12 protein-coding genes are annotated in these 15,805 nt (G+C 74.5%); 5 read left to right on the plus strand and 7 right to left on the minus strand.

Features of this window, described 5'->3' with window-relative positions:
- Nucleotides 1-281: 281 nt before the first annotated feature.
- The 6 genes from ABZ234_RS25255 to ABZ234_RS25280 all read right to left on the minus strand — a co-directional run bounded on the left by ABZ234_RS25255 (nucleotide 282) and on the right by ABZ234_RS25280 (nucleotide 9,886).
- Entirely contained in the window at nucleotides 282-1,346 is a 1,065-nt protein-coding gene (locus ABZ234_RS25255) for a ferric reductase-like transmembrane domain-containing protein (RefSeq protein WP_355013692.1), read from the minus strand.
- 200 nt (nucleotides 1,347-1,546) lie between these two features.
- Entirely contained in the window at nucleotides 1,547-4,486 is a 2,940-nt protein-coding gene (locus tag ABZ234_RS25260) for a glycoside hydrolase family 2 TIM barrel-domain containing protein (protein ID WP_355013693.1), read from the minus strand.
- Nucleotide 4,487: 1 nt separating this feature from the next.
- Nucleotides 4,488-6,662 carry an alpha-galactosidase gene (locus ABZ234_RS25265; protein WP_355013694.1) on the minus strand — a complete coding sequence of 725 codons (2,175 nt, stop codon included), beginning with the start codon at nucleotides 6,660-6,662 and terminating at the stop codon, nucleotides 4,488-4,490.
- Nucleotides 6,659-7,489 carry a carbohydrate ABC transporter permease gene (locus tag ABZ234_RS25270; protein ID WP_267950545.1) on the minus strand — a complete coding sequence of 277 codons (831 nt, stop codon included), beginning with the start codon at nucleotides 7,487-7,489 and terminating at the stop codon, nucleotides 6,659-6,661. Before ABZ234_RS25270 ends, ABZ234_RS25265 begins: the two co-directional genes overlap by 4 nt.
- Before the next feature lie 86 nt (nucleotides 7,490-7,575).
- Nucleotides 7,576-8,565 (minus strand): sugar ABC transporter permease, encoded by a 990-nt coding sequence (locus tag ABZ234_RS25275; RefSeq protein WP_267946899.1) that lies wholly within the window; start codon nucleotides 8,563-8,565, stop codon nucleotides 7,576-7,578.
- Nucleotides 8,566-8,587: 22 nt separating this feature from the next.
- Nucleotides 8,588-9,886 (minus strand): ABC transporter substrate-binding protein, encoded by a 1,299-nt coding sequence (locus ABZ234_RS25280; protein WP_344182402.1) that lies wholly within the window; start codon nucleotides 9,884-9,886, stop codon nucleotides 8,588-8,590.
- A 193-nt stretch (nucleotides 9,887-10,079) separates the two neighbouring features.
- Between ABZ234_RS25280 and ABZ234_RS25285 the strand changes: the two genes are divergently transcribed.
- The 5 genes from ABZ234_RS25285 to ABZ234_RS25305 all read left to right on the plus strand — a co-directional run bounded on the left by ABZ234_RS25285 (nucleotide 10,080) and on the right by ABZ234_RS25305 (nucleotide 15,363).
- The gene (locus ABZ234_RS25285) at nucleotides 10,080-10,874 is read left to right on the plus strand and encodes a DeoR/GlpR family DNA-binding transcription regulator (RefSeq protein WP_352983658.1); all 795 of its coding nucleotides are present in this window, start codon (nucleotides 10,080-10,082) and stop codon (nucleotides 10,872-10,874) included.
- Between the two features lie 125 nt (nucleotides 10,875-10,999).
- Complete coding sequence (gene galT, locus ABZ234_RS25290; protein ID WP_355013721.1) at nucleotides 11,000-12,085, plus strand: galactose-1-phosphate uridylyltransferase; 1,086 nt, start codon at nucleotides 11,000-11,002, stop codon at nucleotides 12,083-12,085.
- Complete coding sequence (galE, locus tag ABZ234_RS25295; RefSeq protein ID WP_355013695.1) at nucleotides 12,082-13,041, plus strand: UDP-glucose 4-epimerase GalE; 960 nt, start codon at nucleotides 12,082-12,084, stop codon at nucleotides 13,039-13,041. The genes galT and galE overlap by 4 nt, the downstream gene beginning before the upstream one ends.
- 175 nt (nucleotides 13,042-13,216) lie before the next feature.
- On the plus strand, nucleotides 13,217-14,353 hold the full coding sequence (gene galK / locus ABZ234_RS25300) for a galactokinase (RefSeq protein ID WP_267946903.1): 1,137 nt from the start codon (nucleotides 13,217-13,219) through the stop codon (nucleotides 14,351-14,353).
- Between the two features lie 98 nt (nucleotides 14,354-14,451).
- Entirely contained in the window at nucleotides 14,452-15,363 is a 912-nt protein-coding gene (locus ABZ234_RS25305) for a Gfo/Idh/MocA family oxidoreductase (protein WP_355013696.1), read from the plus strand.
- An 86-nt stretch (nucleotides 15,364-15,449) separates the two neighbouring features.
- Here ABZ234_RS25305 and ABZ234_RS25310 read toward each other — a convergent pair whose 3' ends face one another.
- Complete coding sequence (locus tag ABZ234_RS25310; protein ID WP_267946905.1) at nucleotides 15,450-15,713, minus strand: GlsB/YeaQ/YmgE family stress response membrane protein; 264 nt, start codon at nucleotides 15,711-15,713, stop codon at nucleotides 15,450-15,452.
- Nucleotides 15,714-15,805 lie beyond the last annotated feature (92 nt).

A 15,805-nucleotide genomic window follows, 5' to 3' on the forward strand; every position in this document is an offset into this window, starting at 1 on the left:
GGTTGCACACCCCCTTATCCCCCGCCCATCCCCAAACCCCCCCGGTGAGCTGGCCCCGGCCGCCCCCCGCGGGGTCACGCCCCCCCCGGCCGCCCCGCCCCCGCCGCGTGCCGTGCCCGCCCGGGGCTCCGCTCCGGCCCGGGCGCCCGGGAGCGCGGAAGTCCCCGGCTCCTCCGCCGGGGCCTCGTACCCGTTGCGGGGCCGGGCGCCGGGGCCGGCCACGGGTACGAGACCACCGGGGCGGGGCCCGCGCCGCACCGGCGGCGGATCCGGACGGCCCGCTATCCCACGCGCGCCCCCCGTTCCGGGCGCTCGCGGCCGCGCAGGGACAGCACGACGGCGCCGATCACCGTCAGCAGGACGGCCAGCCCGCCCCAGACCATGTCCTGGCCGATCAGCATCTCCCCGCCCTCGGCCCCGGGGGTCCGGCCCCCGTCCCGGCCGGTGATCGTCACGGCGAGCAGCACGACGACGGTCGCCGCGGCCGCCAGCCGGGCGCCGAGCCGGGCGAGCGCCCGGAGCCTGCGCCCGCCCGCCAGGTCGCGGAGCGTGAAGCGCTCGTCCGCGCGCAGCGGCGCCAGCAGCCGGGCCAGGAGCAGCAGGGCCACGGGGAGCTGGAGGGCCCACACGAACGTGCGGAACCAGCCGTCGAACCACACGTTCGTGCCGTAGAGCAGGGTGTGCCAGACGCTCAGCGCGTAGACGACGATGACGAACCGGTGCAGCGCCCGCCACGTGCGCGTCCCGGTCCGGAACCGGAAGTAGTAGGCGAGGCTGAGCGGCACGGCCAGGTAGAGGGCGATCAGCCCGATGAGGATCGCGACCTGCCCGGTCCCGGTGGCGTAGCCGCCGGGCACGAACACGTCCACGAACGCGGACAGCAGGCGTCCGCCCCAGGCCAGCCCCTCCTCGTTGTCCCGCACGAGTTCGAGGAAGAACGCGAACGCGTGGGCGAACATCAGGCCCATGGTGGTGAGGCTGGTGACGCGGTGCCAGCGCTCGATGCGGGCGTGCGGGACGGGGGCCCGCGCCGGGGGCGCGGTGGAGCGGAGCAGCCCGAGCATGACGGTGATCCAGGCCCAGAGGAGCCCCGACCACCCGAAGGCCTGGCAGAGCCAGTACAGCCAGTACTCCCCGGCGTCGGACAGGAACGGCATGACCATGAGCGTCATCGAGGTCCCCGCCTCGATGCGTGCGTAGAGGACGAAGAAGATGACGAGGGTGACGACAAGGGCGGCGGCGCTGTCGGGAACGACGCGCCGCAGGTCGGCGCGGAGTGCCGCGCCGTCGATCCGGGAGGGTCTGCGCCCGGGGCGGGCGCGTTCGGGTCCGGTGGTGTCGGCCATGGGCGGGGGGTGCCTTTCGTGAGAGGGAACCCCTATGACAGCAGCGCTTCCCCCGCCTGGCCACCCCTCTTCCCGGGGTGTCCGGGGGCCGGTCCGGACCGGTCCCCCCGGACGGCTCGCCCCTCGGCGGGGAGGACGCCCCGGGCAGGGCACCTCCCCGCCGCCGCGCTTCCCGGGAGGCGGGCCGCAGGGGGCAGGCCTCAGGGGGTCGGGGCCGCCTGGGAGAACCCGAGCCGGAGCCGGTGCCGACCGGCGGCCAGCCGGTGCGCGGGCAGCACGCCCGGGCCGCAGGAGGCCGAGCCGATGCCGTGGTGCTCCAGGTCCAGGTGCAGGTGGATCCGCCCGTCCGGCACCAGTTCGTGCGGGTGCCGGGCCGCGTCGAGGGCGGCCGTGTCCCACCGGCGCGCGGAGAGGCCGAAGACCGGGTCCCCGTCGATCCGCAGTCCCGTGCCGTCCTCCGCCCGCAGGACGGCCCACCGTACGTCGGCCCGGTTGCCGTTCTCCTGGGGCCGCAGGTAGGGCGTCTGGAGCCCGTCGACCGAGCTGGTGAACCGGCCGACCCTCGCGGCCTGGTCCACGTCGCGGTAGGCCTCGCCCGGGCCGCGCCCGAACCACTCGACCCCGCCCAGGGAGGAGGGAACGTCCATGCGCACGCCGAAGCGCGGCAGGGGGCAGGGCCACTCCCCCTCGGCCTCGGCGTCCACGTCCAGGAGCAGGCGCCCGCCCTCCGCGGTCCAGCGGTAGGCGACGAGCATCCCGAAGTCCGCGCCCGCCGGGGCGAGCCGGTCGCGCACGACGTACGCGTCGCCGTCCCGCCCGGCGGAGAGGCGGCGCGAGGTGATCCGGTCGAGCCCGGCCGCCCGCCAGGGGACCTCGACGGACACCCCGTGGCGCGCCTGGTCGTTGTCGGTCGGCGCGCGCCACAGGTCCACCGCCGGGGTCCCGACCGGCAGTCCTCCGACGGAGAGCAGGGCGCCCGTTCCCGTGTCGAGGACACCCGGGCCGAGTCGGAGCAGGGCGCCCTCCGTGCCGGCGGCGGGCGCGGCGGGCCCGACCGGCCCCGGGGCCCCGGCCGTCCCGGCAGCGCCGTGTCTCCCGGTGGCGAGCCGGGCCTGCCCCCAGGCCAGTTCGTGCCCGGCCGGGGCCCAGGGCTGGTCCGCGCCCAGGTGGACCGACACCGTCAGCCACGCCTCGCCGCCGCCGGGCGGCTCGGGCATCCCGGGCAGGGGGACGTCCGCGTCCGCCCCGGGGCCGAGCACCGGCATGTCCAGCACACCCTCCGCGAACGGCACGCCCTCCTCCTCCGCGCACCACCGGAGGACCAGCCCGGACGTGTCCCGGAAGTCCCAGGTGTTGGCGATCCCCACCGTCCCCGCGTCCGGGTCGGGGACGACCCGCACCGGCTCGATCGTCTTCTTGTAGGCGTGCAGCCCGGGCCCGGGCGTGCGGTCGGGGAGGAGCAGGCCGTCCGCGACGAAGTTGCCGTCGTGCACCGTTTCGCCGAAGTCGCCGCCGTAGGCGAACCACTCGGCGCCGTCCGACTCGCGGCGGCGGATCCCGTGGTCGATCCACTCCCAGACGAACCCGCCCTGGAGCCGCTCGTGCCGCGTGAACAGCTCCTGGTACTCCTCCAGCCCTCCCGGGCCGGCGCCCATGGCGTGCGCGTACTCGCACAGCACGAACGGGAGCCCCCGCCGGTGGGCGTCGGCCCCGGGGTCGTCGGTGGCCTCCTCCTCCCGGCGGCCGATCGCGTCCACCTCGTCGTGCGGCGGGTACATGCGCGAGTACACGTCGGCGTAGGAGCTGTCGCGGTCGCCCTCGTAGTGGACCGGCCGGGAGGGGTCGTGCTCGCGCACCCAGGCGGCCATGGCCTCCAGGTTGCGGCCGGTCCCCGACTCATTGCCCAGGGACCACAGGACGACGCTCGGGTGGTTGCGGTCCCGCCCCACGGTCCGGGCGATCCGGTCGAGGTAGGCCTCACGCCAGCGCGGGTCGTCGGAGGGGTTGCCGCGCCACCCCACCAGCTCGAAGCCGTGGGTCTCCAGGTCGCACTCGTCCACGACCCACAGGCCCAGCTCGTCGCACAGGTCGAGGAAGTCGGGGTGGGGCGGGTAGTGGCTGGTGCGCACGGCGTTGACGTTGTGCCGCTTCATCAGCAGGACGTCCTCGCGCATGGTCTCCCGGGGCACGGCGCGGCCGTGGTCGGGGTGCCACTCGTGGCGGTTCACGCCGCGCAGCAGCAGCGGCCTGCCGTTCACGCGCAGCAGGCCGCCGGAGACCTCCACGGTGCGGAAGCCGACGCGCAGCCGCGCCCGCTCCCCCGGCGCGGCGACCACCGCGTCGTAGAGGCGGGGCTCCTCGGCCGTCCACGGCTCCACCGGGCCGACCGCGTGCTCCACCCCGGCCGGGGCGTCCACCAGGCCGAGCTCCGGAACGCTGACCAGCGCCTCCGCCGATCCGGCCACATCGACGCGCAGGGTGCCCGTTCCGTCCTCGTGGTCGTAGGAGGCGTGGACGGCGACGTCGCCGATCCCCCGCTCGGGGAGGGCGGTCAGAGTGACGTCGCGGAAGATCCCGGACAGCCACCACATGTCCTGGTCCTCCAGGTAGCTGGCCGCCGACCACTGGTGCACGCGGACCGCCAGGACGTTGCGGCCCGGGCGCAGCAGGTGGCCGGCGTCGAACTCGGCGGCCAGGCGGCTCCCGGTGGAGAAGCCCAGTTCGGTGCCGTTGAGCCACACGCGGAAGCAGGAGTCCACGCCGTCGAAGCGCAGCGCGGCGGCCCCCTCCGGCCAGTCCTCCGGCAGGTCGAACTCCCGCCGGTGGTCCCCGGTGGGGTTCTCGTCCGGCACGTGCGGGGGGTCGACGGGGAAGGGGTAGACGACGTTCGTGTAGGCGGGGGCCCCGTGGCCGTGCAGCTGCCAGTGGGAGGGGACGGGCAGCCCCTCCCACCCGGAGTCGTCGTAGTCCGGCCGCTCGAAACCGTCCGTGCCCGCCGGGGCCCCGGGGAGCATCCGGAACCGCCACGTGCCGTTGAGGTCCAGGGCGGGGGCGTCGCCGTCGAAGCGGGCGCGGGGCGCGCGGGCCCCGGCGGAGGGGGCGAAGTCCTCCAGGTAGGCGGGCTTGCGGGTCTCGGTCATGTCAGACCTCCCTCAGGTGCAGGAGCAGGGCCTGGGACGGGTTGAGGTTGGGCAGCTGCACCCCCGAGCGGGCGAGGACCGCGCCGGAGACGGCGGCCTCCCCCTCGGAGAACCATGCCGGGAGCGCCTGCTGGAGGGTGGAGGGCCGTCCCGCCTCCCGGCGCCACGCCAGCCGGTAGACGCGGTCCTCGCGCAGGCCGGGCAGGCGTACCCGCCCCGGGAGGGCCCGGGCGGAGGTCGTCAGCCGGGAGTACCGGAAGACCGCCTCGCCGCCGTCGCGGGAGACCACCCCGTCGAGCTGTTCGGAGGGGTCGGGCGCGTCGGCGTGCACGGGGTCGCCCGAGTGCAGGAGGGGCCGCAGCTCCTTGTAGAGGGAGATCCAGGAGGCCAGGGCGCCGAGCTCGTCCTCGGTGCACGCGGTGATGTCCCATTCGATCCCCGTGTGGGAGAGGAGGGCGGCGAGGCAGCGGAACGACAGGTCCGCGGCCCGGCCCGTGGTGTGCGAGACGGGGCCGCCGACATGGCTGCCCACCAGTTCGGGGGGCAGGAGCAGGGAGGTCCAGCGCTGGAGGGCCAGCCGCTCCAGGGGGTCGTTGCAGTCGGAGGCCCACACGCGGTCCGTGCGCTCCAGGACGCCCAGGTCCACCCGTCCGCCGCCGGAGGAGCACGACTCGATCTCCAGGCCGGGGTGGCGCTCGCGCAGCCGGTCGAGGAGCTCGTAGACGGCGAGGGTCTGCCGGTGCGTGCCCGCCGCGCCGGTGGGGGCGTGCACGGGTTCGAGCAGGTCGCGGTTGTGGTCCCACTTGAGGTAGTCGGGCCGGTACTCGGTGACCAGGGCGTCCAGGTGCTCGAACACGTGCCGGAAGGCCTCGGGCCGCGACAGGTCGAGGACCTGCTGGCTGCGGCTGGGCGGGGGCAGGCGGCCCTCGGCAGCCAGGATCCACTCGGGGTGGGCGCGCAGCAGGTCGGAGTCGGGGTTGGCCATCTCCGGCTCGACCCACAGCCCCACCTCCATCCCCAGGGAGCGGACGTGGTCGAAGAGGGGGTGCAGGCCGTCGGGCCACACCCCGGTGTCCACCGTCCAGTCGCCGAGCCCGGCGGTGTCGTCGCGGCGGCCCCGGAACCACCCGTCGTCCAGGACGAACCGCTCGGCGCCGATCCGGGCCGCCGTGTCGGCCAGCCGCTCGAGCTTGTCGAGGTCGTGGTCGAAGTAGACGGCCTCCCAGGTGTTGAGGACGACCGGTCGCGGCGTGGAGGGGTGGCCCGGCCTGGCCCGCAGCCAGCGGTGGATCCGCGACGACATCCCGTCCAGCCCCCGGTCGGACCAGGACAGGAACACCCACGGCGTGGAGTAGGACTCGCCCCGGGCGAGCCGGACCTCGCCGGGGTGGAGGAGTTCGCCGCCCGCGAGGACCGCGTCGGCGTGCCCGGCCCCCTCGGGCAGGCGCTCGGCCAGGTGGACGTGGTCGCCGCTCCAGGCGGTGTGCACCCCCCACACCTCGCCGTGCCGGAACCCGAACCCGGGCGTCCCGGCGGTGAGCAGCAGCGCGGCGTCGTGCCCGGTCCTGCCGCGGCGGGAGGCGCGCATGCGCGTGCCCATGGAGAGGTCCTGGCGCTGGGGCGCGCGTTCGCGGCACCAGCGCCCGGTGAGGTCGAGGACCTCCCCGGCCTCGCGCGGCAGGGGCATGGTGACCAGGAGGGAGTCCAGGGTCCACGGGGCGTCGTCGGTGTTGGTGACGGTGTTGCGGGCGCGGACCAGCCCGGAGGGCTCCAACCTCAGCTCGCAGCGCAGTTCCAGCCCCGCGGCCCCGGCGAGGACGGTGACCGCGCCCCCCGCGCCGTCCCCGGGGGCGCCCGCCCCCGCGCCGCCGTCCGGCCCCTCCGGCGGGTCGACGGTCACGGAGCGGACGGTCCAGGCGGGGAAGGTCACCCGGCCCTCGTGGTGCCCGGCGATCCCGGGGTGGCCGCGCCAGCCCTCCCCCTGGGTGGGCACCAGCGACATCCAGGTGGGGACGTCGACCCCGTTGTGGGCGGCGGGCGGCGACGCTGCGGCGGCGAGCCCGGTGTCGTCGGGCAGGTCCGCGCCCCAGTGCAGCACGTGGGGCAGGCCGTCGTCGGGGACCCCGACGACCAGCGCGGTCCCCGCCGCGTTCAGGCGGACGGTGCGGTACGTCATCCCTTGCTCGCTCCCAGCGTCAGTCCGGCCACGAAGTGGCGTTGCAGCACGAAGAACACGACCAGTGTGGGCAGGGCGACGATGACCGACCCGGCCGACAGCAGGTTGTAGTCGACGAAGAACGCGCTCTGGAGGTTCTGGAGCGCGGTGGTGATGGGCAGCTTGTCGCCGCTGGACAGCAGCGCGAGCGCCCAGAAGAAGTCGTTGTAGATCCAGGTGACCAGCAGTGTGGCCAGGGCCGCGAGGCTCGGGCGGCACAGCGGGAGCACCACCTTCCAGTACTGCTGGAAGACGGTCGCCCCGTCCACCCTGGCGGCTTCGAGGAGCGACGCGGGCATCGCCCTCATGAAGTTGCTGAGGACGAACGTGCAGAAGCCGATCTGGAACGCCGTGTGGATGAGGACGACGCCCAGGTGGCTGTCGTAGAGCGACCCGGACCCGCTGATCCAGTAGGGCAGGGGGACGGCGTTGTAGAGGCGGAACAGCGGGACGAGGAGGGCCTGCGGCGGCAGGAGGTTCGCGGCGAGGAACACCGCGAGCATCACCAGGTTGAAGCGGCGCGAGTAGGCGGAGAGCACGAACGCCGCGCACGACGACAGGAACAGGGTGAGCAGCACCGCGGGGACGGTGATGACCAGGGAGTTCAGGAAGTAGCCCGGCAGTTCGCCCTGGTTCCAGGCGTTGGCGTAGTTGTCGAGGGTGAACCCGCCGAGGGACAGGTAGCCGTGCACCGCCGTGTAGTCGTAGTCGCGGAAGGAGTTCACCACCGCCCACAGCACGGGGAACAGCCAGGCCAGCGCCGTCACGACGAGGAACGCGTGCAGCAGTACACGTGCCGGGCGGAGGCGCCGGCGGGCGGGGCTCCGGCGCGTCGGGGGCCCGGTGCGCCGGGTCTCGGGGAGGGTCTCGGCGGTCACCTCTGGGCCCCTCTCAGCATGGTGGACACGTAGACGACGATGAACACCAGGGAGATCACCAGCATGACCACGGCCAGCGCGGAGCCGAAGCCCACCCTGCTGGCCTCGCCGATGACGTTGGAGGTCACCAGCGCGGAGATCAGCTCCAGGCCGTTGCGGCCCCGGTTGATGACCCACACGATGTCGAAGGCGCGCAGTGCGTCGATGACGGTCACGACGACCACGACCAGGTTGATGGGGAGCAGCGCCGGGAAGACGACCCGGGTGAAGGTGCGAACGGGTCCGGCCCCGTCGATGGCGGCGGCCTCGCGCAGGGACGGGTCGACGGCCTTCAGCCCGGCCAGGTAGAGCAGCATGATGTACCCGGTGTGCCGCCATCCGGCCGCGACCAGCACCGCGTACAGGTTGATGTCCGGGTTGCCGAACCAGTCCACGGCGGGCGCGTCGGCGACCATGGCGAGGAACGCGTTGAGCAGCCCCTGGTCGCGGGAGTAGATGAGCTGCCACACGAACCCGATGAGGGCGAGCGACAGCACCACGGGCAGGTAGAAGATGCTCTGGTACACCGAGCCGCCGCGCAGCTCCCGGTCGAGCAGCACCGCCAGGAACATCCCGAGCAGGGTGGGGACCGTGAACAGGACCACCAGCCACACGAGGTTGTTGCGCAGTGCGGGCTCGAACGGCGGATAGATGGTGAACGCGTCCGTGTAGTTCTGGACGCCGATCCACTCGATGGTGTCCAGGCCGCCGATGCCGTCCCACCGGGTGAACGACAGCAGGACCGTGGCCGCCGCGGGCAGCCACACCAGGCCGACCACGAGCAGGGCGGGCACGCCCAGCATGAGGGCGAGGGCGGCGCGGTCGGCGCGCCCGTGGCGGGGGCCCGTCCCCGGGCGCCGGGCGCGTCCGGTGCGCCGCGCCGGGGCGGGGGGCGGGGGCCCGTCCGTCCGGGCGGCGGGGGGAGGCGGGGGGCCGTTCGACGCCATGCCTGTCTCCTTCACTTCTGGTTCACCGGCCGAAGATCGACAGCTTCTGGCGCTGGATCGTGCCGGTCAGGTCGGCGATGTCGTCGGGTTGGCGCAGGAAGCGCTGGAGGGCGGGGATCATGACGACGGACGCGAAGTCGGGCCGGGTGTCGCGGTCCATGTACTGGGTGAGCGCGCCGGCGCTCGCGACCATGTCGTTGACCTTCGCGTCGAGCGGGCTGAACCCGCCGGTGCCCGCGTCCAGGTGGGTGGGGAGCGCCTGCGGGTCGATCGCGGTGTAGATCTCCTGCGCCTCCAGCGAGCCGAGGTGGCCGAGGAGTTCGCGGGCGCCCTCGGGGTTGCGCGGGTCGCCGGAGACCATGAACCCGTCGATGGGCGCCTCGACCACGTCGGCGCCGATCTCGGGGTCGAACTCGGGGAAGGCGAAGCAGTCCAGGTCGTCCAGGTCCTCCCCCTCGGGGAAGACGTGGGTGATGAACATGCCGCACAGCATCATCCCGGCCTCGCCGCGGACCAGGGAGGTCTGCGCCTCGTTGATCCCCCGGCCCAGGGGGTCGGGCTGGTGGTGGGGCAGGAGCTCGGCCCAGGCCCCGAAGACGCTCCTGACCTCGGACGAGTCCCAGGAGTGGTCTCCGTCGAGGAGTTCCAGATGGAACTCGGGGCCGTTGATGCGCAGGTTGAGGTGGTCGAACATGCCCATCGCGGGCCAGCCCTCGCGGATCCCGGAGGCGAGGGGTTCTAGCCCGTCGGCGCGCATCCGCTCGCACAGCCCGACGAACTCCTCCCTGGTGGCGGGGACCTCGTAGCCGTTGCGCTCGAACAGGCTCCTGCGGTGGAAGACCGCCCAGGGCGCGGTGGAGTCGGGGACCATGTACTGCCTGCCGTCGGGGGCCGTGCACAGGCTCCTCACCTGGTCGGTGAAGGCCCCCTCGAAGTGCCGGTCCCAGACGTCGGTGACGTCGCTGATCAGGCCCCGTTCGGCGAAGAAGCGCATCCGGTACCCGGCGAACCAGCCGATGACGTCGTCCGGGGTGCCCTGGAGGTAGTTGTTGATGCTCTCCTGGAAGGAGGTGGAGTCGAAGGTGTTGACCTCGACGGTCCGTCCGGAGGCGGCCTCGTACACGCCGAGGCTCTCCCGGACGGCCTCCCGCTGGGCGGGGTTGGCCCGGTTCGAGGCCATCGTGACCGTGTTCGGGTCGTCGCGGCCCGCGGCGCCGCACCCGGTGAGGCCGGGCAGGGCCAGGAGCGCCCCGGCCCCGGCCAGGCCGCCCAGAAGGGCGCGACGCCGCAGGCCCGGCGGTCCCGGAGGTCTGTGGTGCATCGAGGACTCCTCCGAACAGGTGTGAAGGCGATCACAGTTCTCCACATGTTCGGTACATCACTCCCACTTGTCAACACTTAACAACTTTTCCAAACAGAAAACCACGCACTACCGCCCCTATTGACACGAACGCGGAACCTGCAACACTGGATCGAACACCTTTCAACATTTCCACTCATCGCTTGGGGGACGGATGCTGGCCGCGCAACGGCAGGAGCTGATCCTCGAACAGGTCAGGCGGACCGGGGGCGTCAGGGTCGCCGACCTCGTCGAGAGCCTCGCCGTGTCGGACATGACCGTCCGGCGCGACCTCGACGTCCTGGAACACCGCGGCTCCCTGCGCAAGGTGCACGGCGGCGCCGTCGCGCCGGAGGGCCCCCGCACCGAGGAGCCGGGCTTCGAGGCCAAGTCCACCCGCCAGGAGGACGAGAAGCACGCGATCGCCCGCGCCGCCGCCGGCCTGGTCGAACCGCACAGCGCCGTCGGCCTGTCGGCCGGCACCACGACCGCCCTCGTCGCCGAGTACCTGGCCGACACCCCGGGGCTGACCGTGGTCACCAACTCCCTGCACGTGGCCGAGGTGTTCCACCGCACCGCCCGGCCGGACCAGACCGTCGCCCTCACGGGCGGCTTCCGCACGCCCTCCGATGCGCTGGTCGGCCCGCTCGCGCTCGCCTCGATCCGCGGCCTCAACCTGGACACCCTGGTCCTGGGCGTGCACGGCATGCAGGAGCGCGCCGGGTTCACCACCCCGAACCTCATGGAGTCCGAGACCAACCGCGCCCTGGTGGAGGCCGCCGCCACCCTCGTCGTGGCCGCCGACCACAGCAAGTGGGGCACCGTCGGGATCAGCACCATCGCGCCGCTGGACCGCTGCGACGTGCTCGTCACCGACTCCGGGATCCCCGACGCGGCACGCGCCGCGCTCTCCGAGCGGGTCGGCCGCCTCGTGGTCACCGACGTGCGGCCCCGGACGGAGCAGGGATGACGCGCGCTCCGCAGGACGGCCCGGCCGGGCGCCGGCACGGAGCGGGCGCCGCGGACGGGGGCGCCGCAGACGGGGGCGCGGGGCGGGAGGCCCCCGGCCCCGCCGGCACGGAACCCGCCCGCCCCCTGCGCAGGACCCCGGCGAAGCTGGCCGACGGCCGCGAGATCGTCTACTTCGACGAGGGCGGCGCCGCCCGCGATCCCGCGCCCGACACGCGCGACCTGCCGCCGTCCGCCACCGGGTCGGAGATGCGCTGGGACCCGCTGCTGCGCGAGTGGGTGGTCGTCGCCTCCCACCGGCAGGGGCGCACCCACCTGCCCTCCAGCGACGACTGCCCCCTGTGCCCCTCCGTCGGCGGGCGCGCGACCGAGATCCCGGCGGCCTCCTACGACGTGGTGGCCTTCGAGAACCGCTTCCCCTCCCTGGTCCCCGACCACGGCCGGGAGCTGGAGGACGTCGGCGAGCTGGAGCCCTCCCGCAGGGTGGGCGCGGGCCGCTGCGAGGTCCTCGTGTTCGGGTCCGACCACCGCGCGTCGTTCGCCGACCTCTCCCCGGAGCGCGCCCGCACCGTGATGGAGGCCTGGGTCGACCGGACCCTCGCCCTGTCCGCCCTGCCGGGCGTGGAGCAGGTCTACTGCTTCGAGAACCGGGGGCCGGAGATCGGGGTGACCCTCCACCACCCCCACGGCCAGATCTACGCCCTCCCGTTCGTGACCCCCCGCACCCTGCGCACCCTCGACTCGGCCGAGGAGTACCGGGCGCGCACCGGGGGCGACCTGTTCGCCGACGTCCTGCGCGCCGAACAGGAGGCGGGGAGCCGGGTCGTGGCCCGGACCGAGCACTGGACGGCGTTCGTCCCGGCCGCCGCCCGCTGGCCGGTGGAGGTGCACCTGTACCCGCACCGGGCGGTGCCCGACCTGCCCTCGCTCACCGGCGCCGAACGCGACGACTTCGGCCTCCTGTACCTGGACGTGCTGGGCCGCTTCGACGCCCTGTACGACGCGCCCCTCCCCTACATCTCCGCCTGGCACCAGGCCCCGGTCCGGGACCCCCGGCGCGGCCTGGCGCGCCTGCGCCTGGAGCTGTTCTCCGTCCGCAGGGCGCCGGGCAAGCTCAAGTACCTCGCCGGGACCGAGTCCGGCATGGGCGTGTTCATCAACGACGTCGCCCCGGAGACCACCGCCCGGCGCCTCAGGGAGGTCGCACAGTGAGACTGCTCGTCACCGGCGGAGCCGGATACATCGGCGGTGTGGTGACCGCACTGCTCCTGCGGTCCGGACACGAGGTGACGGTGCTGGACGACCTGTCCACGGGTCACCGCGACGCCGTCCCCGGGGGCGTGCGGCTGGTGGTCGCCGACCTGGCGGACGCCGCCGACGTGCTGGACCCGTCGGTGGAGGCCGTCCTGCACTTCGCCGGGAAGTCGCTGGTCGGCGAGTCCGTGGACGCCCCCGGGGCCTACTGGCGCACCAACGTGGCGGGCTCCCTCGCGCTCCTGGAGGCGGTACGGCGCCACGGCGTCCGCCGGATGGTGTTCTCCTCCAGCGCCGCCGTCTACGGCGAGCCCGTGTCGCCCGGGCCGATCGCGGAGACCGACCCCGCCGTGCCCACCAACCCGTACGGGGCGAGCAAGCTCGCCGTGGACCACATGCTGGCGTCCTGGGCCCGCGCGTACGGGCTGGGCGCCGTGAGCCTGCGCTACTTCAACGTCGCCGGCGCCCACCTCGGCCTGGGCGAGCGGCACGACCCCGAGACCCACCTGATCCCGAACCTGCTGCGCGTGGCCGCCGGGGAGCGGGACAGCGCACGCGTGTACGGCACCGACTACCCGACCCGGGACGGGACGGCGGTGCGCGACTACCTGCACGTCGCCGACCTCGCCGACGCGCACCTGCGGGCCCTGGAGCGGGTGGTCCCGGGGACCCACCGCGCCGTCAACCTGGGCACGGGCGGCGGGCACACCGTGCGCGAGGTCCTCGACGCCGTCCGGCGGGCCACCGGCCACCCGGTCCCGGCGGTGGACTCCCCGCGCCGGCCCGGCGACCCGGCGGTGCTGGTCGCCGCCAACGATCGGGCGCGGCGGGACCTGGGCTGGACCCCGACCCGCACGCTGGACGAGACCGTCGCCGACGCGTGGGCGTTCGCCCGCGCGCTCCCCCGCCCGTGAAGCCGGCGGACGGGCCCTCCCCCGGGGCGGCGGACGGCCCGGGCCGTCCGTGTCCGGCTGCCCCCGGACACGGCCCGCGGCGGGAGACCGGGGCGGGACGGGGACACGGGGCGGGACGGGGACACGGGCGGCGCACGGGGCGCGAGGCCTCCGACAGACGAGAGGGCACCACCACATGAGCGACGTGTCGTCCGCGTTCCGCGCGGCGTTCGGCCACGGCCCGGAGGGCGTGTGGACCGCGCCCGGCCGCATCAACCTCATCGGGGAGCACACCGACTACAACGACGGGTTCGTGCTCCCGCTGGCCCTCCCCCTCGCCCTGACCGCCGCCGCCTCCCGACGCCCGGACGGCGCCGTGCGGTTCCGGTCCGGGCAGACGGCCGGGGAGTTCCGCGCCTCCCTGGCGGAGCTGGTCCCCGGCGCGGTCGAGGGGTGGGCCGCCTACCCGGCCGGCGCCCTGTGGGTCCTGGGGCGGGAGGGGTACCCGGTGGGCGGGCTGGACCTGCTGGTCGACAGCACCGTCCCGACCGGCGCGGGGCTGTCGTCCTCCGCCGCGCTCACGTGCGCGGTGGTCATGGCCGCGGCCGCCCTGCACGGCGCCGACCTCCCGCCCGACCGGGTGATCCGCCTGGCCCAGCGGGTGGAGAACGACTTCGTGGGGATGCCCTGCGGGATCCTGGACCAGTCGGCTTCCATGCTCTCCACCGAGGGCCACGCCCTGTTCATGGACACCCGCACCATGGACACCGAGCAGGTGCCCTTCGCCCCCGGCGAGCACGGGCTCTCCCTGCTCGTGGTGGACACCCGCGCCCCGCACCGGCTGGTGGAGGGCCACTACGCCGACCGGCACCGCGCCTGCAAGGACGCCTCCAGGGCCCTTGGGCTGGCGGCCCTGCGCGACGTCGCCGACCTGCCGGGGGCCCTGGCGGCCCTGCCGGACGACCTGTCCCGGAGGCGGGTGCGCCACGTGGTGACCGAGAACGCGCGGGTGCTGGAGGCCGTGTCGCTGCTCCGCTCCGGCGACGTGCGCGCGGTCGGCCCGTTGCTGACCGCCTCGCACGCCTCCCTTCGCGACGACTACGAGGTCACCGTGCCCGAGGTGGACACCGCCGTCGACGCCGCCCTGGCCGCCGGGGCGCTGGGCGCGCGGATCACCGGCGGGGGGTTCGGCGGTTGCGTGATCGCGCTCGTGGCGGCCGACGGGGCGCGGCGCTGCGAGGAGGCCGTACGGGAGGCCTACCGGGAGCGGGGCTTCGCCGAACCCGGGGTCTTCGAGGCCGTCCCCTCCGCGGGGGCGCGCCGCGTCGTCTGACACCTCCCGGGCCGCAGCGCGGGAGCGAGGGGCCGGTCGTCCGGGGCGGGGGCGCCCCCCTGCACAATGGCGGCCGAACGACAACAAGGGAGAACCGTATGGGCCTCAGGTTCGGACTGCTGGGCACCGGCCACTGGGCGGCGGAGACGCACGGCGCGGCACTGGACGCGCACCCCGGCGCCGTCCTCGCCGGTGTGTGGGGACGCGACCCGGCCAAGGCCGCGGCGCTCGCCGACCGCTACGGCGCCCGCGCGTACGACGACGTGGACGCGCTGCTGGCCGACGTGGACGCCGTGGCGATCGCCCTGCCGCCCGACGTGCAGGCCGAGCTGGCCCTGCGCGCGGCGCGGGCCGGGAAGCACCTCCTGCTCGACAAGCCCGTGGCGCTCTCGGCCGCGGCCGCCGGAGAACTCGCCGCCGAGGTCGCGGCGCGGGACCTGTCGTCGGTGGTGTTCTTCACCAACCGCTTCTCGGACAGCGTCGAGGAGTTCGTGCGCTCGGCCGCCGCCGAGGGCGGGTGGCACGGCGTCCGGGCGACCCTGTTCGCGTCGATCTTCCAGCCCGGCAACCCGTACGGCGCCTCACCGTGGCGCCGGGAGCGGGGCGGCCTGTGGGACGTGGGCCCCCACGTGCTGTCGGTGGTGCTGCCGGTGCTCGGCCCGGTCACCCGGGTGACGGCCCTGGCCGGACCCAGGCACACCACGCACATGCTCACCCAGCACGAGGGCGGGGCCGTCGGCTCGTTCGCGGTGACCCTCGACGCCCCGCCGGAGGCGAAGGCCTTCGAGATCGTCCTGCACGGCGAACGGGGCTGGGTCCCGGTGCCGGGCGGCGACCGGTCGGCGGTGGAGGCGTTCGGCACGGCGGTCGACCGGCTGACCGCCCGGATCGGCGGCGCGGAGGAGCCGTGCGACGTGCGCTTCGGCCGGGACGTGGTCGCGGTGCTGGAGGCCGCCGAGAGGTCCGTGTCGCTGGGCCGGGCCGTGGGCGTGGACGAGGCCACCGGGTAGGACCCGGTGGCCTTCCGGACGTGTGCCCCGGGGCCGCGGCCCCGGGAGGACCGCCCCGGCCGGGAGCACCGGCCGGGGCGGTTCCGCTAGGCGGTCCCCCTCGCGTTCTTCGAGTACATCCCGTCCGCCAGGTAGACGATTCCGGCGGCGACAAGAACCTGGATGACCAGGATGAAAAGGAACTGGTCCCAGATCATCGCCCCGATCCAGCCGCCGAGGAAGGCGGCCACGATGCCCAGGAGCAGGGTGAGCCAGATCGGCAGATGCTGCTTCCCCGGCACGACGAGGCGGCCCAGTGCTCCGATGATGAGGCCGACGATGATCGCACTGATGATTCCGGTGATCTCCACAGGTTCCTCCCCCACGTAGATGCCCTCTCCCCGTGCCCATTGCCGGGAGGGGAAAACACGGCGAGTCCATCCCCTGAACGACTCTTTTGCCG

The sequence above is a fragment of the Nocardiopsis sp. NPDC006198 genome (assembly GCF_040613895.1).
GTDB lineage: Bacteria > Actinomycetota > Actinomycetes > Streptosporangiales > Streptosporangiaceae > Nocardiopsis > Nocardiopsis tropica.

Bases quoted from the DNA above. Each gene is read 5' to 3' on its own strand.
- ABZ234_RS25255 (WP_355013692.1), bottom strand. From the start codon at position 1,346: ATGGCCGACACCACCGGACCCGAACGCGCCCGCCCCGGGCGCAGACCC.
- ABZ234_RS25260 (WP_355013693.1), bottom strand. From the start codon at position 4,486: ATGACCGAGACCCGCAAGCCCGCCTACCTGGAGGACTTCGCCCCCTCC.
- ABZ234_RS25265 (WP_355013694.1), bottom strand. From the start codon at position 6,662: ATGACGTACCGCACCGTCCGCCTGAACGCGGCGGGGACCGCGCTGGTC.
- ABZ234_RS25275 (WP_267946899.1), bottom strand. From the start codon at position 8,565: ATGGCGTCGAACGGCCCCCCGCCTCCCCCCGCCGCCCGGACGGACGGG.
- ABZ234_RS25280 (WP_344182402.1), bottom strand. From the start codon at position 9,886: ATGCACCACAGACCTCCGGGACCGCCGGGCCTGCGGCGTCGCGCCCTT.
- ABZ234_RS25285 (WP_352983658.1), top strand. From the start codon at position 10,080: ATGCTGGCCGCGCAACGGCAGGAGCTGATCCTCGAACAGGTCAGGCGG.
- galK (WP_267946903.1), top strand. From the start codon at position 13,217: ATGAGCGACGTGTCGTCCGCGTTCCGCGCGGCGTTCGGCCACGGCCCG.
- ABZ234_RS25305 (WP_355013696.1), top strand. From the start codon at position 14,452: ATGGGCCTCAGGTTCGGACTGCTGGGCACCGGCCACTGGGCGGCGGAG.